This window comes from Olivibacter sp. SA151 (assembly GCF_054130995.1).
In genome coordinates, this window is record NZ_CP096391.1 from 721000 (window position 1) to 740010 (window position 19011).

Annotated in this window: 21 protein-coding genes; 11 read left to right on the top strand and 10 right to left on the bottom strand. The window is 40.9% G+C overall.

Annotated elements, in window-relative coordinates:
- Positions 1–45 precede the first annotated feature (45 nt).
- On the top strand, positions 46–237 hold the full coding sequence (locus tag M1D52_RS02900) for a cold-shock protein (protein ID WP_013664078.1): 192 nt from the start codon (positions 46–48) through the stop codon (positions 235–237).
- 134 nt (positions 238–371) lie between these two features.
- A complete protein-coding gene (locus M1D52_RS02905; RefSeq protein WP_013664077.1) occupies positions 372–2045 on the top strand; it encodes a glutamine--tRNA ligase/YqeY domain fusion protein in 1674 nt (557 codons plus the stop codon).
- A gap of 57 nt (positions 2046–2102) precedes the next feature.
- Here the strand turns inward: M1D52_RS02905 and M1D52_RS02910 are convergent, their stop codons facing one another.
- The 7 genes from M1D52_RS02910 to ruvX all read right to left on the bottom strand — a co-directional run bounded on the left by M1D52_RS02910 (position 2103) and on the right by ruvX (position 7865).
- On the bottom strand, positions 2103–2966 hold the full coding sequence (locus M1D52_RS02910; RefSeq protein ID WP_437393771.1) for an N-acetylmuramoyl-L-alanine amidase: 864 nt from the start codon (positions 2964–2966) through the stop codon (positions 2103–2105).
- A complete protein-coding gene (locus M1D52_RS02915) occupies positions 2966–3991 on the bottom strand; it encodes a DUF3078 domain-containing protein (protein ID WP_013664075.1) in 1026 nt (341 codons plus the stop codon). Before M1D52_RS02915 ends, M1D52_RS02910 begins: the two co-directional genes overlap by 1 nt.
- Before the next feature lie 225 nt (positions 3992–4216).
- Complete coding sequence (locus M1D52_RS02920) at positions 4217–4993, bottom strand: hypothetical protein (RefSeq protein ID WP_013664074.1); 777 nt, start codon at positions 4991–4993, stop codon at positions 4217–4219.
- 80 nt (positions 4994–5073) lie between these two features.
- A complete protein-coding gene (locus tag M1D52_RS02925) occupies positions 5074–5967 on the bottom strand; it encodes a glucosaminidase domain-containing protein (protein WP_437393769.1) in 894 nt (297 codons plus the stop codon).
- Positions 5968–5980: 13 nt separating this feature from the next.
- On the bottom strand, positions 5981–6664 hold the full coding sequence (locus M1D52_RS02930) for a glucosaminidase domain and LysM peptidoglycan-binding domain-containing protein (RefSeq protein ID WP_437393767.1): 684 nt from the start codon (positions 6662–6664) through the stop codon (positions 5981–5983).
- Positions 6665–6667: 3 nt separating this feature from the next.
- Positions 6668–7303, bottom strand: coding sequence for an O-methyltransferase (locus tag M1D52_RS02935; RefSeq protein ID WP_437393765.1), 636 nt, complete (start codon positions 7301–7303; stop codon positions 6668–6670).
- A 148-nt stretch (positions 7304–7451) separates the two neighbouring features.
- A complete protein-coding gene (ruvX, locus tag M1D52_RS02940) occupies positions 7452–7865 on the bottom strand; it encodes a Holliday junction resolvase RuvX (protein WP_013664069.1) in 414 nt (137 codons plus the stop codon).
- Between the two features lie 102 nt (positions 7866–7967).
- On the opposite strand from ruvX, the gene M1D52_RS02945 reads away from it, so the two are divergent.
- From M1D52_RS02945 to M1D52_RS02960, 4 genes are read left to right on the top strand one after another with little or no spacing between them, the layout of a single operon-like run.
- Positions 7968–9083 (top strand): DNA polymerase III subunit, encoded by a 1116-nt coding sequence (locus M1D52_RS02945; protein WP_013664068.1) that lies wholly within the window; start codon positions 7968–7970, stop codon positions 9081–9083.
- Positions 9084–9120: 37 nt separating this feature from the next.
- On the top strand, positions 9121–10503 hold the full coding sequence (locus tag M1D52_RS02950; RefSeq protein ID WP_437393763.1) for a PSP1 domain-containing protein: 1383 nt from the start codon (positions 9121–9123) through the stop codon (positions 10501–10503).
- The gene (locus M1D52_RS02955) at positions 10487–10975 is read left to right on the top strand and encodes a gliding motility lipoprotein GldH (RefSeq protein ID WP_013664066.1); all 489 of its coding nucleotides are present in this window, start codon (positions 10487–10489) and stop codon (positions 10973–10975) included. The genes M1D52_RS02950 and M1D52_RS02955 overlap by 17 nt, the downstream gene beginning before the upstream one ends.
- A 47-nt stretch (positions 10976–11022) precedes the next feature.
- Positions 11023–12444, top strand: a complete 1422-nt coding sequence (locus tag M1D52_RS02960) for a L,D-transpeptidase family protein (protein ID WP_437393762.1) — start codon at positions 11023–11025, stop codon at positions 12442–12444.
- On the opposite strand, the gene M1D52_RS02965 is transcribed toward M1D52_RS02960, so the two are convergent.
- A complete protein-coding gene (locus M1D52_RS02965; protein ID WP_049794946.1) occupies positions 12436–13275 on the bottom strand; it encodes a murein L,D-transpeptidase catalytic domain family protein in 840 nt (279 codons plus the stop codon). The two genes, M1D52_RS02960 and M1D52_RS02965, sit on opposite strands and share 9 nt — an antisense overlap.
- A gap of 277 nt (positions 13276–13552) precedes the next feature.
- Here M1D52_RS02965 and M1D52_RS02970 point away from each other — a divergent pair, with 277 nt between their 5' ends.
- The 5 genes from M1D52_RS02970 (at position 13553) to M1D52_RS02990 (ending at position 16800) form a co-directional block, all read left to right on the top strand.
- Positions 13553–14335 (top strand): enoyl-CoA hydratase/isomerase family protein, encoded by a 783-nt coding sequence (locus M1D52_RS02970; protein ID WP_130855120.1) that lies wholly within the window; start codon positions 13553–13555, stop codon positions 14333–14335.
- A gap of 142 nt (positions 14336–14477) precedes the next feature.
- Positions 14478–15521 carry an AI-2E family transporter gene (locus M1D52_RS02975; RefSeq protein ID WP_437393760.1) on the top strand — a complete coding sequence of 348 codons (1044 nt, stop codon included), beginning with the start codon at positions 14478–14480 and terminating at the stop codon, positions 15519–15521.
- A gap of 105 nt (positions 15522–15626) precedes the next feature.
- A complete protein-coding gene (locus M1D52_RS02980) occupies positions 15627–15896 on the top strand; it encodes a YtxH domain-containing protein (protein WP_013664061.1) in 270 nt (89 codons plus the stop codon).
- A 6-nt stretch (positions 15897–15902) separates the two neighbouring features.
- The gene (locus M1D52_RS02985; RefSeq protein ID WP_013664060.1) at positions 15903–16331 is read left to right on the top strand and encodes a phage holin family protein; all 429 of its coding nucleotides are present in this window, start codon (positions 15903–15905) and stop codon (positions 16329–16331) included.
- The gene (locus M1D52_RS02990; RefSeq protein WP_437393759.1) at positions 16312–16800 is read left to right on the top strand and encodes a hypothetical protein; all 489 of its coding nucleotides are present in this window, start codon (positions 16312–16314) and stop codon (positions 16798–16800) included. Before M1D52_RS02985 ends, M1D52_RS02990 begins: the two co-directional genes overlap by 20 nt.
- 115 nt (positions 16801–16915) lie before the next feature.
- On the opposite strand, the gene groL is transcribed toward M1D52_RS02990, so the two are convergent.
- Entirely contained in the window at positions 16916–18553 is a 1638-nt protein-coding gene (gene groL / locus M1D52_RS02995; RefSeq protein WP_013664058.1) for a chaperonin GroEL, read from the bottom strand.
- 103 nt (positions 18554–18656) lie between these two features.
- A complete protein-coding gene (groES, locus tag M1D52_RS03000) occupies positions 18657–18932 on the bottom strand; it encodes a co-chaperone GroES (RefSeq protein WP_013664057.1) in 276 nt (91 codons plus the stop codon).
- Positions 18933–19011: the final 79 nt, after the last annotated feature.

Sequence of the window (19011 nt, forward strand, 5' to 3'; positions counted from 1 at the left end):
TATCCTTACCTTTGCTCTAATTATTAATAAATTCAATACGATACAATGCAAGAAGGAGTAGTAAAATTCTTTAATGAAACGAAAGGTTTCGGTTTCATCGTTCCAAATGCTGGTGGAGGCGATATCTTCGTTCATTCATCTGGCCTTATCGATTCTATCCGTGAAAACGACCACGTATCTTACGAGGTTGAACAGGGAAAGAAAGGCTTAAATGCGGTAAATGTTAAAGTTATCTAGGATAGTAATAATATAAATCGTATGAAGGCTGTCCGAAGAGGACGGCCTTTCTTGTTTTTAATGTAGAGAACAGAAAGCATTAAATTTTTTCAGCATACTTTTTCATCAGAGAATTTTAGCTAAGTTTGTGCCTTATGAACGAAGAGAAATCATTGAATTTCCTGGAGGAAATTATTGAGGAAGATATAAAAAATGGGAAAAATGACGGTAGGGTGCTGACGCGATTCCCGCCGGAACCAAACGGTTATTTACATATCGGTCACGCGAAGTCGATTTGTTTAAATTTTGGTTTGGCACAAAAATATAATGGTAAAACTAATCTGCGTTTTGATGATACCAATCCGGTTACGGAAGACATTGAATACGTGGAAAGTATTAAAAATGATATCAAATGGCTTGGTTTCCAATGGGCCGAGGAGCTGTATACATCGGACTATTTCGATACGCTATACGGATATGCCGTGAGCTTGATAGAAAAGGGTTTAGCCTATGTCGACGATAGTACACCGGAAGAGATCGCTGCAAGTAAAGGGACACCTACCGAACCAGGTAAGCCGACTCCCTATAGAGACCGGACGGTGGAGGAAAACCTTCGTTTATTCGCAGAAATGAAGGATGGAAAATATCCCGATGGAAGTAAAGTGTTGAGGGCGAAAATCGACTTGGCCAATCCAAACATGCATATGCGCGATCCTTTACTCTATCGTATAAAACACGCGCATCACCACCGTACGGGGGATGCTTGGTGTATTTACCCGATGTATGATTTCGCGCATGGACAAAGTGATTCGATTGAGCGGATCACACATTCTGTTTGTACGCTGGAATTTATACCACATCGGGCTTTATATGATTGGTTAATCGAGCATATTGGTATCTTCCCATCTAAACAATATGAGTTTGCACGATTGAATATGACTTATACCGTCATGAGCAAACGCCGATTACTACAACTGGTAAACGAAAAGCATGTGGAAGGATGGGATGATCCTCGAATGCCTACCATCAGCGGATTAAGAAGACGAGGATATACGCCTGCAAGTATCCGTAATTTTTGCGAGCGAATTGGGGTAGCAAAGCGGGAAAACGTAATTGACGTAGGCCTGTTGGAATTTTGCATCCGCGAAGATTTAAACAAAACGGCTTGGCGTAGAATGGCGGTGCTGGATCCGGTAAAACTGATTATAACAAACTATCCGGAGGAAAAAGAAGAACTGTTACATGGAGAAAACAATCCGGAGGTGGAAGGTGGTGAGGGGGAAAGAGTGATTCCTTTTAGTCGTGAACTATGGATTGAACGCGAGGATTTTATGGAAAATGCGCCTAAGAAATTCTTTCGTTTAGGCCCTGGATTAAGTGTTCGTTTAAAGCATGCTTATATCGTTACATGTGATAGTTTCGTAAAAGATGGAGACGGTAATGTCACAGAAATCCATTGTAGCTATATTCCAAACTCAAAAAGTGGAGAGGACACAAGTGGCCTAAAAGTGAAAGGAACAATTCACTGGGTAAGTGTACCACATGCGAAAACAGCGGAGGTAAGACTTTACGATCGTTTATTTAAGGCTGAAAACCCTTTAGCCACAACCGGTGATTTTAAAGAATCTATTAATCCGGATAGTCTTGAGATTTTAGAAAAGGTCTATATTGAACCTGATTTATTAAATGCCGTACCGGGGAAGGGGTATCAATTTATTCGTAAGGGTTATTTTACGCTCGATACACGATCAACACCGGATCGATTGGTGTTTAATCGCACGGTTGGCTTACGCGACACATGGGCGAAAGAATCACAGAAAGAAGCTTAAGTAATTAATTGGAGCCTTATAAAAAAGGAGCCATCTGGGTAAGAGATGATTCCTTTTTTATAAGGTTGTTTTCTTGATATAAAGATTGTAAAGCACGCTAAGTGCAAAAGGAGTCCACTCTTCAGTGGTTTCCTCAGGTATAAAATGTCTCTTAAAAGCTAAGATTGCGGCTGAAGCATTTCGGGTATCATAGCCTAGAATACGCAAACCATCTAGCGGGTTGAAAGTGGTGGGGGGTGCTTGCAGTACGTCGTCATACCACAAACCAAACCCTTTTTCTGCTAAGCGTTTCCATGGAAAATTGATGCCGGGATCTACTTTGCGTCCCGGAGCGATATCACCATGGCCAATGAAGTTTTCTGAAGGAATCTTATAATTAGCTTTGAGGGTATCCAGTAATACGAGCAAATTGTTTATCTGTGGCTCAGTGTAAGGTTCAACACCGTTGTTGTCCATTTCGACACCTATAGATGCGGAATTCATATCCGTAACGGATCCCCACCTTCCATTACCCGCATGCCAAGCTCGTAAATAATCGTTGAGCAATTGATAAACTTTACCTTCTTTATCAATGATATAATGAGCACTTACTTGTGTACGTTCTAGCGTAAACGTCCGTAAGGTTTGCTGAATACTGTCTTGAGCTGTATGATGTAAAATAACAAAATTGGGTTTGCGCATATTGAAATTAACGGTGCCCACCCACTCAAAATCTTTTCGCTGGCCTTCTACTCCCGGAGACGGCAATCCGGCAGAAGCCATGTGCTGCGGAGTCGGTAAAGGTTGCTTAATTACTTCAGCCAATTGTTCTACCTGCTTTTCATATATTTTATTAGTCTCTGCAAATTTCTTTTTTGAAGCGCAGGCGCCTAGCAATAGCAAACTTATGATTGCATATACAAAATGAACGGTTTTTAACATTATCGAGGAAATTTGTATAAAAGACCAATTGCTAGAGATTGCGCTGTTTGTAATTTTCCGTCTGCTTCCTCCTGGAGCGGGTCATATAATGCAATACCATTTAACGTTACGCTTATGACTCTGGTAACCCGCGCTGTCAATGTAGCATCCAAGCGGTGACTGGCATCACCCCATTGGCCATAATTAGCAAAGAAGGCATAGCGGGCCTTAATATTGATATTGTCACTTAGATTGCGGTCCAAGTTTGCGACGATCTGAAACGCAAGTTCGTTACGGAATTTCTTTGGCCACTCGACACCGAACCTTTTATATTCTGCCAATGCTGCGGGATCATTTAATGTTGCGTCATCAGGATATAGTACGTTGTCATCGGCGATAAATGTTTGACGTGCTGTGCCTGTACCAAAGCGAATGGAAAGCCCCGTAAAAGGTTGTACTTCGATACCCATAGACTCTGTTAAATAGCCAGGTGCCATAAAATTCGATATTCTCCTATCTATGGTATCTTTCCCGTTGACTGTTTTATAAGAAAAGCCCTTGTCGAATTGAGACTCGAAAGTTAGGGAAGCAAAGAAAGACCATTTCTTAGCAAACTTAATGGCATATTTATTATCCCAAAGTATACGGTCATTCGCTTTCCTTGCCAACTGATCCTTGTTCTTTACTTTTCCGTACTTCAAATCCAGTTCGGATGTGAAGTTTTTGTTCTCGCGTGTATAGTCAAACTTGGTGTTAAAGGCAGCCCCTAAAGCGATAGAGTTTACCCCACCATTTTGCCAGTTATCGCTAAAGGAAGCTTGGTTGGCGTTAACTCCAAAAGTCGTCCAATTCCGCCAATAATTGACTTTTAGATCCAAATTAGGATTTTGTACCTCGACATCATGAATGCCCATTTGGGGAGTTCTAACGGGTAGGCTGTTTTTTGGCGGGGCCTGGCGAAGATCATTGAGATCATAATTTTGCGCGTTAGCGAAGAAAAATGCGCCCGTGAGAATAAATGCAACAAGTAAATGTCGTACGTTCATCAGAATAGTTTTATTGTTAACGCTGGTTTGCCTTTGCCGAATACTTTATGCTCAGCTGACTCCAATCCAAACCACAAACTTAGATAAAATGATCTTATATGCCAAGCACATAATTACCGAAAACTGTACGATGAGGCTCTCTTCGGTCGTATAATTTCCGACCCAAACTAATGCCCGTATCGTCGGAAGCATTTTATCTGCTTTTCTTAAGCAATAATAATGCCTCTAATTGGAATCCAATCGTTCGATCTTTACCTCTTCTTTGTTAGGCTGCACTCTGGGTAATGGCTGTAGTCGATATGCACTGGGGTTTTTACGGTACATATTATAGGAGCTCTGTATATACTTGCCCAGCTCATAATCATTGGCTTGCATAATAAAGTGGTATGATGGCCGATATTGATGCATAAAGTCTTCTAAAGCTACGCCTGTTAGATTAGTCAAGCGCTTTACCATAGCTTGCGTAAATCGGGCATCGATCATATTGTTTTCGTATTCACGTTGGATAAGCTCCTGTAAAAAACGTGCATTTTTACCCTGTCGACTCAATAAAGAGTACAGCGCATCAATACTTAGGCCTGCTCCGGTAGGTCCGGTCGATAATAAACTGCCCGGATTTCCCTTTCGATAAGCCGAACTGTATTCCCGTTTACGATCTTCAAGTATTTCCGCAGGTGAACGCTTCGCAATAATACTTACTTCATCTAGCCAGATAGTCGATCGTTGTAAGTTAAAAACAATGACGGGATCTTTCTTTACGATTAACGTATCGGCATGGTAGCCTTTAACAATGGCAATCAGGGTGTCGCCCGGACTCGCTTTAATTGCAAATTCTCCGCGCTTATCATTATACTTCATCTCGTCGTTCGCTGTATTGTAGATATAGACGCGTGCAATCCGTTGTTTGGTATAACTGTCAAATACAATACCTTCCCGCTCTTGTGCCGAAGCAAAGAAGATGGAAGCTAATAGTAAAACGATTATGGTTGCAAGAATTTTCAAGTTAACAAAGATAGGGAATGGCCTATGTCATTGAAAAACATTTTGCACTTTTTAACACGACTAACGGGAATTTATTGATTTTATTTCGAAACGAGGAGCAATTGTCCAACAACGAGATCATCGCTATCCAAGCTGTTAAGATTTTTTAGTTCGTCGGTGGTGAGCCCGTAACGTTTACTGATACTGTAAATTGTATCGCCTTGTCGCACCTCATGTATTTTCATTTCTACCGGTGGTTTGGCTTCGGCTTTTTCAGGTTCTTTCGGACTGTTATCAGCAATTTCAACTAATACCCGTTCTTCCCTGTTTATTTTCTCCGGTGCTTTTTCTCCACGATCGTATTCATATAGTCCATAACGTTCAATCAAATCGATCAATAATTCTGCATAGCGAGGATTGGTGGCATAACCGGCCTTTTTCAGCCCTTTAGCCCACCCGGTATAGTCGTCTTTGTCAAGCTCAAATAAAGGAGCGTAGCGTTTTCGTAAGAGGAATTCAGAATGATCTCGAAAAGAGTCTTCCGGTGAACGATACACGCGGAAACAGTCATTGATAGCGTCATCATCCTTAAAAAACGATTCACCTTTCCAATCGGGGGTACATTTGATACCAAAGTGATTGTTGGCTTCTCTAGCCAATGTACTATTTCCGTTAGCCGACTCTAAAAGGCCTTGTGCCAACGTGATGCTGGCGGGTATCCCGTAAGTGTTCATCTCTTGAATAGCAATCGTTTTATAACGACTGATATAATCTTGTGCAGAAGCGCTTATCACGGCAGGCTTGTTACTCGGCCGATGCGGATGATTATGCGGCCGTCCCTCGTTGTTGCTTCCGTACGATCCCTGTTGTCGAGTTTTGGAACTCTGTAGCACTTTTTGCTTAGGTAGGCAAGATGTTAGGCTCAAGGAAATACAAAAAAAAAGAATGAGGTATACGAACGATGGTAAAGCGATATGCTGCAGCTGCTTGTTCATTTTGCGATCTACGTTAAATTTTTAAATGTTGACCAATTCTTAGCCGGTCACTCCGAAGTTGATTTTTGGTTTTAATACGGCTAACGGAGGTTTTGTATCGTTTGGCAATTGCTCCCAACGTATCGCCTTTTTTTACCGTATAGCGTAGATTGCTTTCGGAAGCAGTGGATTTCTCTTCGAAAGGGGCATCCTGCGGCTCTATATAATCCGCTGGTCTATTGTCAAATAAAAAAAGTTGATGTTTCTTGATAATGGCAACAATGTGGGCTGCCCAGGCCTTGCTACCTGCGTAACCACCGTGCATGATGCCATAGGCCCAAGAATGATAATCATACGCACTGTATCGATCAAAAAGCGACCGAAATTGCTTACGGGTTTTGAGGTAATTAATGAAATCATCGTAAGAAGCCTTAACGCTATCATAGCCCTTGTAAGACGATCGGATTTTTCTGCTGTTATTGGCACCACGAATGCCGAAATGATTATTGAGATGGATTGCAACCTTACTACTACCATTCGCGCTTTCATGCATAGCTACCGCTAAAATAATACTGGCCGGAATACCAAATTTTTCCATCGCGTCGATAGCCCACTCTTTGTGAGCCTCTATATAGGCATGCGCCCCCCCTTGCGCATAGCTGGTTTGCGACAAGAAAAAAAGGAAAAACAAGAATATGGGAAACCGAAGGGTTTTCATTTACTATAATTTTCTGATAAGGAATATACCATCACGGATTGGTAAAATCAATTTCTGTACCCGTTTGTCTTGTGCGATGGTTTTGTTGAGTTCAATGATTTGCTCGGTTTGTTTATCCGGTGATGCGTCTGTAATTTTTCCCTTCCAAAGTACATTGTCGATCATAATCAGCCCGCCTCTTCTAACTTTGTCAAGCACGAGTTCAAAATAATTAAGGTTATTCTTTTTATCAGCATCGATGAAGACTAGGTCGAAGGTTTCCTCAAGTGTCGGTATAATCTGCAGGGCTTCGCCAATATGGTAACGTATTTTGGCACCGTAAGGTGAAGCATCGAAATACCCCTGAACTCGTTCAGCCAACTCTTCGTTGATATCAATGGTATGCAAGATCCCATCAGAAACAAGCCCCTCTGCTAAACAAAGACTCGCATAACCTGTGAAGGTGCCAATCTCTAAAATTCTTTTCGGAGCTAAGAGGTGGCTTATTAAACTCAAAAAACGCCCCTGGAAATGTCCGGAAAGCATATGAGGCTGAGTTTCCTTTAAATAAGTCTCCCGATTAATTGCTTTCAAAAGGGGAGGCTCATCATCACAGGTACTCGTTAAATAGGCATTGAGCAAGTTATCCATTATCTCCATGAAGCAAACTTATATAAAATGCTCGGTATTTTCGAATACCACAATATAAATTATAGCTATACAAAGATTCTTTCGAGAAGCGCTTTTAATCTGCTATTGTGCTAGTATTAAGAGAACGTTTTTTTGAGAACATAATAATGGTCTGTTATTAAGACTGAATCGTCTTAAGATAATCTTGCAAGATAATGACAGCAGAAATGGCATCCACTAAGCCTTTTTCTTGTCTTTTTGATCGTCTTAGTCCGCTTTCTGCAATACTGGCCGAGGCCATTTTTGAGGTGAACCGCTCGTCCATGGTAACGATTGGCATTTGAGGAAAGGACTTCTTCAGTAAATTAATAAAACCTTTTACATGTACGGCCGATTGAGAATCAGATCCATCCAGTTGCTTGGGCATACCTACGACAAAAGATTCCACCTGTTCCTGTGATACATATTTTTTCAGGTATTCAATAACATCTTTTGGATGAATGGTGGTTAAAGCGGTCGCGATAATTTGTAAAGGATCTGTCACTGCGACACCTATTCGCTTTGTGCCATAATCAAAAGCCATTATCCGCATAAATTCTTATTTTTGAACATCTGTTCGCAAAGATACGGAAAGCTAATCTATTTTAGGCTTAAGAAGGCCAAGAGCGAGTAGTACAAGCCCATAAAGGAAAATATGCAGTTTAAAGATATAATAGGACAGGAAAAAGTAAAAGCGCACCTGATCAATACGGTAAAGGAAAATAGAGTAAGCCACGCGCAACTTTTTCTTGGTCCCGAAGGAAGCGGAAGTTTACCACTTGCTGTCGCCTACGCGCAATACATTAATTGTGAAAACAAGCAAGAGAACGATAGCTGCGGTAGTTGCAGTTCGTGTAGAAAATATGCGAAGATTATTCATCCCGATCTGCACTTTTCCTACCCCTTTTTTGCGTCGCATAAAGAGGACACGGCCAGTACTTTCATTGATCAATGGCGAAACAGTTTCCTGAGAAATCCCTACCTCAATCTGGAAACCTGGCGAAGTAGCCTGGATGCAGGAAATAAACAGGCGAATATCAACATTGCTGAATGCCATCACATTATCCAAAAATTAAGTCTCAAAGCTTTTGAAGCTCCCTATAAGGTGCTTATTATGTGGTTGCCCGAATTTTTGGATAAAGAAGGGAATACCTTACTTAAGTTGATTGAGGAGCCGCCTGAAAAAACGCTATTCTTGCTGGTAACGCAAAATCAGGATCAATTACTGAACACCATTATATCCCGAACTCAATTAGTAAAAGTAAATGCACTTGATAAAGCTAGTCTGGCGGAGTTTTTGGTTCGTGAAAAGGGTGTGTCACATGAAAAGGCTTTGCAGCTGGCTTATATTAGCGAGGGTAATGTGCAGCAAGCGCTGTCCCTTTTGTCCGATGATCCGGGCGGGGGATATTTTCAGCTTTTTGTACAATGGTTGCGCTTCTGTTTTGGCGCACGTGTACTCGATCTTTTGCAACTGGTTGAAGAAGATTTGTCCAAGCTTGGACGTGAAAATCAAAAAAGTTTCTTACTTTACGCTATTCAAATGATGCGTGATGTAGTGTTATTTAAAGAGGGTGCAAAAACGCTCGTACACCTACCGGAGGCGGAAATGTCTTTTGTTGAAAAGTTTAGCCCGCTTTATGAAACGGCTAAATTGGAAGCTTGTGTCAGCATATTTGAAAAAACAAGTTATTACGTAGAACGCAATGCAAACCCTAAAATCTTATTTTTAGATGTATCTTTGCAATTAGTTTTATTATTTAAACACTAAACGCTCCCGTGATAAACGGGACTCAATATATAGAAATATGGGATGTGATAATTGTTCATCCGGAGGAGGTTGTGCCCCTGCAGGTTGCCAGAGCAACGGTTCATGCATGACGAATGGATGCAATAAATTGGATGTGTACGATTGGCTAAGCCATATGGATATGCCAACAAATTATATACCGTTTAACATTGTAGAAGTAAGATTTAAAGGATCTCGAAAAGACTTTTATATCAATCAGGATAATCTTTATCTGGAAATGGGCGAACCTGTTGCAGTAGAAACGGCAACAGGCGGTTACGATATTGGCTTTGTCTCACTCACAGGTGAACTAGTTCGCTTGCAACTTAAAAAGAACAAGGTTGACCCTAATAGCGTTGAACGCAAGATATTTCGTAAGGCAACCAATAATGATATGGATAAATATCAGGCGGCTAAAGACTTAGAATGGGAAACTATGCATCGTGCGCGAAAATTGGCTCTTGATTTAGGGTTGTCCATGAAGTTAAGTGATGTAGACTATCAAGGAGATAAGACAAAAGCAACTTTTTACTATACAGCTGAGGGCCGGGTCGACTTTAGAGAACTCATTAAAAAGATGGCGGAAGCTTTTCGTATTCGTATTGAGATGCGCCAAATTGGTATGCGGCAAGAAGCAAGTCGTTTGGGAGGCATCGGGTCTTGCGGAAGAGAACTTTGCTGTTCCACTTGGTTGACCGATTTTAAAACGGTCTCCACCGCTGCTGCACGATATCAGAATTTATCGCTGAATACGCTGAAATTAGCTGGCCAGTGCGGAAAGCTCAAATGTTGTCTCAACTATGAATTGGATACCTATATGGACGCCTTAAAAGATATTCCTAACGATATTGACCGCTTGGAAACAAAAAGAGGTACCGCACGTTTGCAGAAAACGGATATCTTTAGGAGACTAATGTGGTTTTCCTTTCCGGAAGATGAAAACTGGATTCCCCTCGAAATAGATCAGGTGCGTATAATAGCTGAAGGAAATAAAGAGGGCATCAAACCAGATGATCTGGTGGAGATTAAGGAAGAGGTAGCCATTGTTAAACCGGTAACTTACGACTATGAAAATGTAGTAGGACAGGATAGCTTAACTCGTTTAGATGACAAAAGCAAAAAGAAGAAACGTCCGTCCAAGAAAAGAAATAAAAACAAACAACCAGCCTCCGATAGACAGACAGATGCCGGACAGACACTAAATTCCGGACAGAAACTGCAACAGAAGACAGCCACTTCTCCAAAAAAAGAAAGCAAGGTTTCAGCGGATCATGCGGGAGGGGGGGATAAAGGAGCGGCTAAGGACGCGGCAAACGCGCAAAAAACAAAAAACAGTCGCAGACGATACAGAGGTAAACGAACAAATAAGGAGGGAGGGGCATCAAATGGTGAAAAACCCTAAAATTCGTAACCTTATTTGCTTGGTGGCTATGATGAGCTGTATGCTTTCGTGTAATCATGGCGCATTGGTCGACGAGTTTAGACCCGTACCCAACCAGGCATGGAATTATGCCTTTACACCAGCGTTTAAAGTTGAAGTAAAAGATAATACGATACCCTATCGATTGAAAGTGAATGTACGCTTGACGTCGGAGTACCGATACGCAAATCTATTTGTTTTGGTACATCAAAGAAGTGCAAAACATAAACCGAGCAGCAAACGGATCGAGCTGCAGGTGGCCGATAAAGACGGCCGTTGGCTGGGCAAAGGTATCGGAAGCTTGTATAGTTATCAGATTGCTTACAATACCAACTATCATTTTCCCGATACAGGGACTTATTATTTTAAAATTGAGCAAAACATGCGAGATAGTCCTTTAAAAGGAGTTAGCGACGTGGGAATTTGTGTGCTTCCCGAAAGTGTTGCAAAATAATCGGCATGATTTATGTCTTAATAAAGACAAAAAGCCAGAATTTGTCTATGCACAAAACTTTACCTCAACAGCTTTTCTATATCTTATTTTTTGTATTACTGGCAGCTTGCAGACAATCGGGCTCGCCTATCGGAGATCTGTTATTTAAGCAAACCAAAAATAAAGTTTATAAAGAAGTAAACACCGATTCGTTACATACTTACTTTAAAAACTATTTGGAGACAAACACAAATCTATTTAAGAATCCAAAGTATTTAACCCGCTTCTATACAAACGCAAATTTTGAGCCGGTACTAATTACCAAGTTTTACGCGGATTCTTCACTTTTTCGTTTGATAGATTTTCTAAAGCGTGTCGAAGAACATGGCCTTTCAACCCGATCGTATAAAGCGGATACCCTATACGATGCACTTGTTCGGCTGTCGGGTCGAAAGGATATGAAGGTCGATGAAGCCTATGCATGTATTGTTCGTGCGGAGCTGCTCGCGGCGGAGGCGCTTACTCGATATGCTTTTGCATTGGAGTATGGGGTGACGAATCCAAGGAAAGTATTACCTCGTTATTATATTCCTGTAAGCAGACCCGATAGCGTGTCCTTTGACCGGGTTCTGAGCGTTGAAAATTTGCAGCATTACCTAGATAGTATACAGCCTAAAAGTGGTGCTTACAGAGCGATGCAAAAAGCTTTGATTAATGAGAACCATGGAGCAAAAAAGATAGCGTTGATCGCAAATATGGAACGTTTGCGATGGAAGTACAAAATGGACAGCACCCATTTGATATATGTGAATATTCCAGCTTATCAATTATATATTATCCGTGACGGAAGCACAAAGGGTCAAATGAAGGTGGTTGTAGGAAAGGCAGACGGTCACGAAACCCCGATGCTGGCAAGTAAAATTCATAGTGTACAAGTGAATCCGATTTGGAATATACCAACAAGTATTGCAAAGAAGGAGATATTAGTACAGGCGAAGGCCGACAAATATTATCTGGCCAATCATGGAATGGATGTGTATAGAAGGGGCGTAAAAATCGCAAATCCGGATACGATCGACTGGAGCGTATATAATGAAGAAAACCTGCCTTATAGCTTTAAGCAACAGCCTGGGAACACTAATTCACTCGGACTTATTAAGTTTCTGTTTAAAAATGGAAGCAGCGTCTATCTGCACGATACACCGGCAAAGGCAGTGTTCAGTAGATCAATGCGTGCTGCCAGTCATGGATGCGTAAGGGTAGAAAAGCCGCTGGATCTGGCACGTGCTTTATTTGGCGAAGGCGAAAAATACGACCTCATCAAGGAAGAGATGTCTAGTGAGGAACCTGTAGCCAAAACAATTGGACTTAAGCCACAAGTTCCCGTGGTATTAGACTATGTTACTTGTAAAATGGATAGTTCTTCCACTTTAAAGTTTTATCCGGACGTATATAAACTAGACTCCCTATTGTACCGATCGCTAAAGTAGGTTGCCTGCTTCGGCTAATGACATTGAATCGGGTATTTCTGATTTGGATTCATCCATGTTGGCCGCCATTAAGCTTTGTGTTGCTGTCTGCTCATTTAGATAGGCGGACTGGTATTTTGCTGATTTACCGTATATATAAAGAACCGATTTGTTTTTGATCAGATCAATGATTTTATCTTTTAAAGGTTCGGATACGGCTGGACAGCCTTGGCTTACTCCCATTCGGTCTTGGCCTTTCAATATATTGGCCCCTACATACCAAGCGCCATGGAGCACAATGCCCCGCGCTCGCGCGTTTGTATTAAATCCACGATCTAAGCCGTCTAATTTTAACGACCGACCATGCTTTCCTTGATACGTTTCTCCCGTTAAATAAAATCCTAAACTACTCTGATTCGAATTCGGGCGATCGGAAAACAACCTAGCCTCTTGAATACCGCTCCCGCGGCCATGCGCGACAAAGGTATTTAACAATAGACTATCCCGCTCCAAGTCAATAATCCACAAACGAGGCTTACTACTGTGTATGCTGAGGTCTGCGATGGTCAAAATGGGTGAATCGGTCTTTCCTTGTTCTCTTAAATTCAAATAGCCAATATACGCTTGCCTGAATACGACGCTATCTAATGTAGGTGCAAGCTTTTGCACATGCTCGTAAACAGATTCAAACGTGTTGGATAAGAGCGAACCGCGATTGGTCTTCTTTTTTTTGTTAAAAACCTTATGGTTTATAGGTCTGGGTGAATGGATGGATCGCCAACTGGTATTAATAACGATTGCTAAAAATAAAAAAATAATACTGGGCACTAAAATGCTCTTTCTCAACTTCATATACTCTCCACTTTTCTCTTTTCCATTTAGAGTCAAAAGACGTTTTTTTGAAAACGACAATTGCCCCGAATTTATTGTGTGACAAAAATACAATAAATATCTTAAAACTCATTCATTGTAAGAAATATTTTAACTATTCTGACAATTTAATAACAGGATACCAAGAAAAATGTCAAAACAGAAGTTTTATATATAAAACGAAGCGAGAAGGCTTTATATTTATCAGAATTTAAAAACATTCGCTCGTTTGATTGTTAGGAACTAAACTGAAATTCATATGACATATCAATATTTGTTAACGACGATTGAGGGAGAGATTTTGAAAATAACCATCAATCGTGAACAGAAGCTTAATGCATTGAATAGAGATACGCTGCGAGAATTAAACCAGGCAATTACAACAGGTTTGCAGGATAAAAACGTAACCGGTATAGTTATTACCGGGGCCGGAGAAAAAGCTTTTGTGGCAGGGGCCGATATCAGCGAATTTGCCGGCTTTGACGAATCGCAGGGTCGAGATCTGGCAACTAAGGGGCAATTGGAGGTTTTTAACTTAATTCATCATGCAGAAAAGCCCATTGTAGCGGCTATCAATGGGTTCGCATTGGGTGGTGGGCTTGAGATTGCAATGGCCTGCCATATACGCATTGCTAGTCATACCGCACGTTTGGGCTTGCCTGAGGTTTCTCTTGGGCTAATCCCGGGATATGGGGGAACGCAGCGTTTAACCCAGTTAGTAGGCAGGGGAAATGCGATGGAGCTGATACTAACCGGAAATATGATTAATGCTGAAAAGGCTTTGCAGATTGGTTTAGTTAACCATGTGGTACCGGCTGACGAAGTAATTAGCAAGTCGGAAGAGATCATTAATGACATAGCAAAGCGATCACCACGTGCCGTAGCCGCAGCCATTCGAGCAATTAATGCCTCCCTAGTAGCTGGTGAGCAAGGGTTTAATGTTGAAATTAATGAATTTGCTAAATGCTTCGCAACCGCTGACTTTCAGGAGGGCGTAGCTGCATTTCTTGAAAGACGACAACCCCAATTTCCTAAAGAATAATGAGATATCAAGTATTTGCATAACTGCTTTTACTTTTTATAACCATAAATGAGCTCACCTGATTACCCAGGTCAGTTTTTACCATCCCTACGGGAGGCAAGTTTTTTAATTTTTAATTTTTAATTTTGAATTTAAAAAAAGCATGTCTTTAGCTTTGTTCGATCAGAAACAGCGGAATAATATCACTTTAGTGATTATCGTTGTGCTAGGTGCATTTATTCTATATTCTTTACGAGGCATTTTCGGTGCCTTGCTGGCAACTATGATTATGTACACCATCTTCAGATCGCTAAATCTGTACTTAACAGAGCAACTGAAATGGCGGAAATCAATTTCAGCGGTATTGATCATCATTGCTTCTTTTTTTATTATTGTATTCCCTTTTTATGGCCTCATTAACATGATTGCCAAACGAGTAATAGAGCTCACCAAACATCCTGATAAAATCCAACGGGTAATCGATGAGATTAACCGCTTTTTAGGAGACAAATTACAACAGCCTGATTTGATAACGAATAACCTGCAACGAGGGGTGGCTTATGCGGGAAATCTGATGACTTCTATTTTAAGTGGTGCCGCCAATATTTTGCTCGACATCTCGGTCATGTATTTTCTACTATATTTTCTGTTTGTAGGTTGTAGGGAGTTTGAGAAAGGTGTATTGCGTTATTCCCCATTCTCGGATGAGAACGCAATACGCTTCGGTGTGGAATTAAGAAATATTACCTATTCGAATGTGCTAGGTCAAGGTCTGATTGCCGTAATACAGGGAGGTGCCGTCGCCTTTGGATATTGGATGTTTGATTTCGCTGATCCTCTATTTTGGGGAGTGATTTGCGTTATCCTGTCTTTTATTCCAGTGGTAGGTGCTCCCATGGTTTTTATTCCTGCTTGTATCATAAAATTTATAGACGGCGATACATTCAATGCAATCGCCATGCTGCTATGGGGCATCCTTTTAGTGTCGAATATCGATAATGTACTTCGCTTGGTAATTGCAAAGCGTGTGGGCGATATCCATCCCATTATTACCATTGTAGGGGTTATTATAGGAATTCCCATGTTCGGCATTATGGGGCTTGTTTTCGGGCCATTGCTGCTTTCTTATTTCTTGATCACTGTGAAAATTTATGAAACAAACAAGTTGGCTGAAATGCGCTTAAGGAAAAAAAGTAATGACAATTAGTATTGTTGGCAAACTGTTTGCTTGTTATTTTGTATATATATAAGGTCGCTTCAGGTAGCCTTTAAAAACTATTAATTGATAATTAACATTAATTTTTTAAAAGTCATGAATGATAATGGTAAAATAGTAGCTGCTTTGCTAGCAGGCTTGGCTGCGGGTGCAGCGTTAGGAATCTTATTCGCACCTGAAAAAGGCTCTGATACTAGAGATAAACTAAGCGACTCCTTAAAAGATTTGGGCGACGCAATTAAAGAGCGCACAGCAGAACAGGTGGAGCAGTTTAATGATTTGAAAGAACGTTTAGTGTCTACAATCAAGTCAAAAGTGAATAAAGGCGAGGCGAGCGTGGAAGAAGCATTGGAAGAACATGCGTGAATATAAATGAAATCCATTATAGATGTTGATAGCATCTATAATGGAAAAATATTATCTATGGAAGAAAAAGATACATTTTCAATTAAAGGTGTTGTCCAGAAGCTAAAAGAATATGTAGAAAACTATACTGACTTAGCTTATCTAAAATTTGTTGGACGCATTTCCAAAATACTTCCCGGAATTGCTGTTAGTGGTATAAGCCTCTTATTTGCTTTTTTTGTGGTATTCTATCTAAGTATGGCGCTCGCTTTTTTTATTGGGGAGCTTTTAGATAGCTACGCATTGGGCTTTGCCGTCACCGGATTGGTGTTCATCTTACTCATATTGCTTGTAGCAGCATTTAGACAAACGATCAAAAAGATGATCGCCAATGTTTTTATAAAAATTTTTATTAGTCTACGTAAAGACGATGACGATGAAGAACAAAATAACTAATATAGAAGAGCTACAAGCTGAAATTGCACGATTGAAGACAGTAAAGATGGAACAGGAAGCCTATTTGGAGCATCAGTTTGGGATCCTGAAGAATAAAATCAATAAGCCCGTTCATTTTTTTCAAAACATGTTTGCCTTTCTTCCCAATACGGCGAGCTTGTTTAGCAAGATTGGTACAAAAGGGGGAGCTTTTCAAGGCGATTGGCTGACAAAGAGCTTGCGGGTAGGGTTACCTTTCCTTGTTAATCGCGTCTTTTTTAGAAAAGCAGGTTATGTCAAACGTATTTTAATGGGGTTGCTCTCAAGCCAAGCTGCTGGGTTCTTTAATAAAGAACGCCTCGCTCAAGGGGTCGATGCCATTACGTCGTGGATAAGAAAGTCTACAAAGAAAAGCCATACTGCAAAATCCGGAAAAAATAGGCGAAGTGATTATAACTTCGGTATCCCGCCCGATAGTGAAACGTATTAGCTAACTGCCGAAGCAGTAACTTGGAAAGTGCTGATGCTAACAACTAAATAACATATTTCCCATAAAAAAAGCCATGATATTTATACCATGGCTTTTTTTATGGGAATGATTTATATTACATCATGCCGCCCATGCCGCCACCCATTGGAGGAGCACCGGCACCAGCTTTCTCATCTTCTGGCTCATCTGCTAATACACATTCGGTCGTTAAGAGCATCGAAGCGATTGAAGCTGCGTTTTCCAAGGCAACACGTGAAACCTTCGTAGGATCAATTACACCTGCGCTAATTAGATTTTCATATCTGTCAAAGCGAGCGTTGTAACCGAAATCACCGCTACCTTCTTTTACTTTCTGTACAACAATAGAACCTTCTACGCCGGCATTGTTGCAGATTGTACGCAACGGCTCTTCGATAGCACGTTTAATAATGTTGATACCTGTAGTTTCATCTTCACTTTCTCCCTTAAGATTTTCAAGAGACTCAATAGCGCGGATAAAGGCTACACCACCACCTGCAACAATACCTTCTTCAACAGCTGCGCGTGTTGCGTGAAGAGCATCATCTACACGGTCTTTCTTCTCTTTCATTTCTACTTCTGTAGCAGCACCAACATAAAGTACAGCCACACCGCCTGCTAATTTCGCTAAACGCTCTTGCAGTTTTTCACGGTCATAGTCAGATGTAGTCGTCTCGATTTGCGCTTTGATTTGGTTAACGCGACCTTTAATGGTTTCTACCTCACCTGAACCGTTGATAATAGTAGTGTTGTCTTTGTCAACAACAACTTTTTCAGCTTGTCCTAAGTAAGAAAGGTCTGCATTTTCTAGTTTGTAACCTCTTTCTTCCGAGATTACGGTACCACCTGTTAAGATCGCGATGTCCTCAAGCATAGCCTTACGACGGTCGCCAAAGCCAGGAGCTTTAACGGCAGCAACTTTTAATGAACCACGAATTTTATTAACTACCAATGTAGCTAATGCTTCGCCATCCAAATCTTCAGCGATAATCAATAGCGGCTTGCCTGTCTGTACTTGCTTTTCCAGAATCGGAAGCAACTCTTTCATATTGCTGATTTTTTTGTCATAGATCAATATGTAAGGATTCTCAAGCTCGGCCTCCATCTTTTCCGTGTTGGTAGCAAAATAAGGCGACAAATAACCGCGGTCAAATTGCATACCCTCTACGGTCTTTACTTCTGTCTCAGTACCTTTCGCTTCTTCTACAGTAATAACACCGTCTTTTCCAACTTTTTCCATCGCTTCTGCAATCAATTCACCAATGACTTCGTCATTGTTTGCAGAGATAGTAGCAACTTGTTTAATTTTACTATTGTCTTCTCCTACTGTTTGCGATTGTGCTTTTAAGTTTTCAACAATAGTAGCAACAGCCTTGTCGATACCGCGTTTCAAATCCATTGGATTAGCACCGGCTGCAACGTTCTTAATACCAGCAGTCACAATGGCTTGTGCTAAAACTGTAGCCGTTGTTGTTCCGTCCCCTGCTTGGTCAGCGGTTTTAGAAGCTACTTCTTTCACCATCTGTGCACCCATGTTCTCTAGCGCATCTTTTAAATCGATTTCTTTCGCTACAGTAACACCATCTTTAGTAATGGCAGGCGAACCAAATTTTTTCTCAATAATTACATTGCGTCCTTTTGGACCTAATGTTACTTTGACAGCATTTGCTAAGATGTCAACACCTTTTTTTAAGGCATCACGCGCTTCTACGTTATATTTTACCTGTTTTGACATAGTTTTTAAAGTTTAAAATTGCGTACATCGATCTTCTCTAGTTAATTATACGCGCTTTTAATGGTTAATGTTCGTTTTAATCTATTCTAAAAAGCTATACTGACTAGATTATAGCATAGATGTCGGATTCGCGCATAATTAAATACTCTTTTCCTTCGTAGGTTATTTCTGTTCCGGCATACTTACCGTACAGCACTTGGTCGCCCACTTTAACAGTAATAGGCTCATCTTTTTTCCCCTCGCCAACAGCAACAACGGTTCCGCGTTGCGGTTTTTCCTTGGCGGTGTCAGGAATGTAGATACCTGATGCAGTTTTCTCTTCAGCAGCAGCAGCTTCTACTACTACTCTGTCTCCAATCGGTTTGATACTTAATGCCATAATTGTACTAGATATTATTGTTTTTAATATTAGATTAACGTTTCCGGGAAATTTTAAGTCATGAACTGTGCCAAAATCA